We start from the raw sequence: 2,737 nt of genomic DNA, 5'->3' as shown, positions 1-2,737 counted from the left end.
GGGCCCAGAACAGGCCGGGGCGCGGCGGTGCGTACTCGATCACGAGCCAGCGCAGGCCCTGCGACCGGATCAGCCGGGCCGGCTCGCCCGCCGCCGGGAACCAGCTCGGGGACCACGACTCCTCCCTCGACCCGACCGGGAACAGCCGAAGGAACCCGGGAAGCTCGGGCGCGGGCACGTAGTGATCGACTCGAAGGTAGGCGCCCCGGGGCGCCAGGCCCGCGTCGAGGACGCGGGAGCCCGCGGGCAGGTACAGGTCCAACGCCCCCGACCACGACGCGTCGAACGCGAGGTCCAGGAGGGCCCGGCCCGCCCGCACGGACAGCACGTACACCGACTCCCGGGCGACCCCGGGCCTCGGGTACTCGGGTCGCAGGAGCGGGGCCTGGAGGAGCGCGCCGCCGAGTTCCGCGAGAACGCCGGGCGTTGGCGCGTGGACGGGCGCCGCGATCGTTAGCAGGAGAGCCGTGACGGCGGGCACCGGCGATCCCCACCCGGGTCCTCGGCGGAGGGAAGGCGTCAGAAGGGGATGGGCGGCTTGCCGAGCAGGAGCGCTGCCAGGAGGTTCAGGAGTCCCATGTACCCACCCAGCAGCAGGATCATCAGGGTTTCGACCGGCTCGCGGATCGGGTACGGCAGCCGGTCGAGCGCGGGCTCGAGCGCGGGCCAGACGACGGGAAGGAGCAGCGGCGCGATCGCGAGGGCGGCTAGGATCTCCCTCAGGCTTATCGGCGGTCGGGGCCGCTTCGGCGGCACGAACTTTCGGAACCCCGGCACGGGGTGGGGCCAGCCCACGAGCCACTCGAAGCCCTCGGCTTCCTTCACTCGGTACGTGGACAGTCCGAGCGACGTTCCGCCTTTGACCACCGGCATCGCGAGCATGAGCCATGGGGTCCCCTTCACCTTCACGGTCACCAGGGGTACGATCGTGCGGATCAGTAGTAACCGGCCTCGCGGTAGGTCGGCGCGAATCACTTGGAACTTGAGGGTTCCGACCTCGGGCACGCTCGCCTCGCCCTCTCGAACCACCCGGTACCGGGCCGGTTGGAATCCGGGCGCGAGCGCGCCCGTGTACGCGTCCCGGTACGCGTCCCGCGGCACCGTCCCGCACTTCAAGATCCTAGCGCCCGCGGGCAGGGGCACCTCCGGCACCGTCGCGACCACGTCCACCAGCGCCTCGCCCCCGCGCACCGACCGCACGATCACCACCTCCGGACCCTTGGAGAGGCGACGGAGGTCCTCCTCCCACAGCTGATTCGTGTTCAGGCCCTTCGTCACCGGCGCCTTCAGCGCCAGCAGCCGGGGCGGTCGACCGAGGGTCTCCTGAAGGTCCCGCACCGAGTAGCACTCCAGGACGTACCACGTCCCGTCCACCTCGGCCAGCACCACCTTCTCCATGGGCTCCCCCGGGTTGGCCAGCCCGTCGGTTCGGGCCGCCACGACCGGGTCTCGCATTAGGAGGTACAGGAACGCGTCATCGTCCGCCTTCACGCGGAACGCGCGGGCGTCCCGCGCCAGCTCCCTCACCCACGGGAGGGACTCCTGCAGGAGCCGCGGGGTCGTCCGGAACCGCTCCTTCCGGTCCCACCACCACACGACCAGCACGTCACCGGAGATCTCGAGGCGCGCGGGCTCGCCCTTGATGAACGCGTGATGCTCCTCGCACCAGCGGAGCACGTCGTTGACGTCTCGAGCGCTCAGGACCGCGTCCGCGGGCACGACCGCCGCCCGAACCAGCGCGCTCGCGGGCGCGTACACGGTGGTCTCGACGCCCGGCCAGAGCCGCACGAACACGTGGTACCGCGCGCCGGACTGCCCCTGCTTCACCACGGCCGACACCGGGAGGTTCAGCAGGGAGGCAGGCGGGCGAGGGGGCAGTATCACCGGGTTCGCGTGAACGGGGCCCGGGGCCGCAATCGAGAGTGCAAGCGCGAGCATCGGTAGCGCGAGGACGGTCCACCGGCGGGATCGTCGGCGGAGCGCCGGGGCGAGGAGCGCCGCGGGCGCGATGAGGCCGATCCCCACGGGATGCTTCTCCCCCTCCTTCTCGCCGGGCCATATGAAGAACTTGACCTCCGGCCTCTTAGGCTTCAGCCAGCTCAGCGGGATGGAGACGAGGGTGTCCGAGTAGCCGGGGTAATCCAGCAGGACGAACGTGCCCCGACGAGGGTTGAGGGAGTACGCCTTCCCCTCCGACGCCTCGACCTCCACGTCGCCCGAGCCGTTGATGTACAGGATCAGCCTGCCGTCGATCGGCCTCGTCCGGACCTCGATCACCAGGAGCCCCTTCCGATCGACCCGCGCTTCCAGCACCGGGAACTCGACGCGACCGCGCTCCAGGAGCCCGACGAACGCCTCCCGAATGTCCTCCGGAACGCCCTCGATCGGAACCTTCACGTACACCCCGGGCGCGGGCTCGACCGCCACCGTGTTCCCCCACTCCAACCTCCCGGTCGCCAGCCTCCAGCCCCGGAACCGGTGCCGTTCCCACTCGAACCGCGGCGGCAGGTTCGGCTTCCACCCCCTCAGCTCCTCCACGGTGAAGAAGTAGGCCCCCTGGACCCGGGAGTCTGGCGGCAGCGCGACCCGCACCTCGCCCGGCACCACGTACACCAGGTACAGCAGGTCGACGCGATCGTTCCCCACCCGCTCCGGGTAGACGTCGACCCAGACCGGGTTCTTAGCGCACGATCCGGCGGCGAGCAGCGCCAGGAGCGCCGGCGCGAGGATCGCAGGC

Annotated in this window: 2 protein-coding genes; both read right to left on the bottom strand. The window is 71.1% G+C overall.

Annotated features, from left to right (window positions below):
- Window positions 1-481 (bottom strand): hypothetical protein (locus tag ACXJJV_RS06060; protein ID WP_456467291.1); only part of this gene is annotated, 481 nt, incomplete at its 3' end.
- A 38-nt stretch (window positions 482-519) separates the two neighbouring features.
- Window positions 520-2,737 (bottom strand): hypothetical protein (locus ACXJJV_RS06055; RefSeq protein ID WP_456467290.1); only part of this gene is annotated, 2,218 nt, incomplete at its 5' end.

Source organism: Methanopyrus sp. (genome assembly GCF_053997775.1).
The sequence above is the reverse complement of the archived record's forward strand: the minus strand, read 5'-3'. Positions and strand labels throughout refer to the sequence as shown.